We start from the raw sequence: 1,786 nt of genomic DNA, 5'->3' as shown, positions 1-1,786 counted from the left end.
TAATCAGCTCATATATCCAACACTATATCAATATAACTGATGCGTCAGAGTCACTAAGAACACAATATTTTGATGAATATAGTTTTGAGAGTGCCAAAGCCTATCTATCACAAAATTCCCTCTTTGGAGGAACCAATCTTCTTATTATAAAAAGAGATAAAAAAATACCTAAAAAAGAGCTAGATACCCTAATAGAACTTGTAAACAAAAACGCCGATAACTACCTTATATTTGAGTATCAAGGTCAAGCAAAAGATGCAAAAAGCCTACAGAACTCATTCTCACCGAAAAAAGGTGCAAACTGGCTTAGACTCTTTGAGCCAAATATGAGAGAGAGTATAGAGATATTACAGAAAAAAGCAGGGCAAATCGGTTTGGATATTGACCACTATGCATTGCAACATCTTATGCTACTGCTCAATAATAATCTAACACTCTGTACCAATGAACTCAACAAGTTAGCCATCTTAGAGGAGAAAGTAACATCTAAAGATATAGATAGATTGGTCTATTCAACTGCACCACTAGCTATTGAACAGCTTCTCATTGCACTATTTGAAAAAAAGCCAATTGTAGAGACCATGAACAGACTTCTCGAACTGGGCGTTGATGAGTTCTCAATTTTGCGTTCTACCCAGTTTTTTACCAATCAAATCTTTCTATTTCATGCATTTATGAAACTCAATGGTCACATAGATTCAAAAGCGATACTAGGATACAGACTACCAAAACAGATAGAGGATGAGAGAGCCACTCTAGCTCTTAGAATAAAGAGTTCTACTCTGTTGAAGATATTTGAACATCTTTTGGAGTTAGAGTTGAAGTTAAAGAGTAGCTCACCGAGCAGTAGAGAACTACTTCTCTATGGTGGATTTATTAAGTTGCAGAGTTATCTCTGATTATCTTAATGTGAACTCCTAGCCAAGCCACAAAAAAAGTCTAAAACCCACCTCTTCCATAAAAATGTCCACTCTCACCACATTATACCAGTATGTGGAGTAGAAATAGGACTTTAATCACATTAATGGTATGATAATAGTATGAACAAAATAACAGTAAAAATTAGGAGTTAAAAATGGTTAGAAAAACCATCACCATTCAAAATGATTTGTTAAGTAGTTTAGAGTTAAATCAAATCATTGGTCAATACAAATCTTTTTCTGAATTGGTATCATCAGCCCTACAATTGATGATAGAGAAGCAACAGAAAGAGCAGTATAAAAAAGCACTCATCAAAGCATCAAATGATAAGCTTTATATCCAAGATATGCAAGAGATAGAGGATGATTTCAGGTTTGTAGATAGTGAAAGATTTTAGATGAATCAGTATGATGTCTATTTGGCTGACCTAAATCTAACTATTGGCAGGGAACAGAGAGGAAGAAGACCTGTGCTAATTATCTCAAACCGTTATGAAAATCTACTTGATGTTTTAACGATTTTGCCTATCACTTCACTAAAAGAGGGCAGAAGAGTCTATCCCAATGAGGTTCTTTTGAAAAGTGAATTGGAAAAGCCCTCCATTTTACTCTGTCAACAGATAAGAACTATTTCAAAAAAGAGACTGATTAAGAAGTTGACAACTATTGAAAATCCCTATACAAAAAAAGAGATAGAGAAGGTATTGTGTCGGCGATTTGAGGAGATGGAGTAGATGCAGATGGTCTTTTGCTAAATGATGAACTAAGTAGGTGACCAATATTATATTCATTCGGAATCGGAGACTTTAGTCCCGAATATAGCGAGGCTAAAGCCATCGATTCCAATCTTTTTGAAATTAATTTTG

At 34.8% G+C, this 1,786-nt stretch carries 3 protein-coding genes; all 3 read left to right on the top strand.

All coding sequences use genetic code 11. The annotated features are described in order from the left end of the window. Positions 1-899 (top strand): DNA polymerase III subunit delta (gene holA, locus GSY74_RS03250; RefSeq protein ID WP_164663679.1); only part of this gene is annotated, 899 nt, incomplete at its 5' end. A gap of 176 nt (positions 900-1,075) precedes the next feature. Continuing rightward, positions 1,076-1,318, top strand: a complete 243-nt coding sequence (locus tag GSY74_RS03245; protein ID WP_164663678.1) for a hypothetical protein — start codon at positions 1,076-1,078, stop codon at positions 1,316-1,318. Further along, complete coding sequence (locus tag GSY74_RS03240; RefSeq protein WP_164663677.1) at positions 1,319-1,654, top strand: type II toxin-antitoxin system PemK/MazF family toxin; 336 nt, start codon at positions 1,319-1,321, stop codon at positions 1,652-1,654. The last annotated feature ends 132 nt before the right edge of the window (positions 1,655-1,786 follow it).

Origin of the sequence: Sulfurovum sp. bin170, from assembly GCF_010892395.1 — a bacterium.
Lineage (GTDB): Bacteria > Campylobacterota > Campylobacteria > Campylobacterales > Sulfurovaceae > UBA1140.
This window is presented reverse-complemented; position numbering and strand designations above follow the sequence as displayed.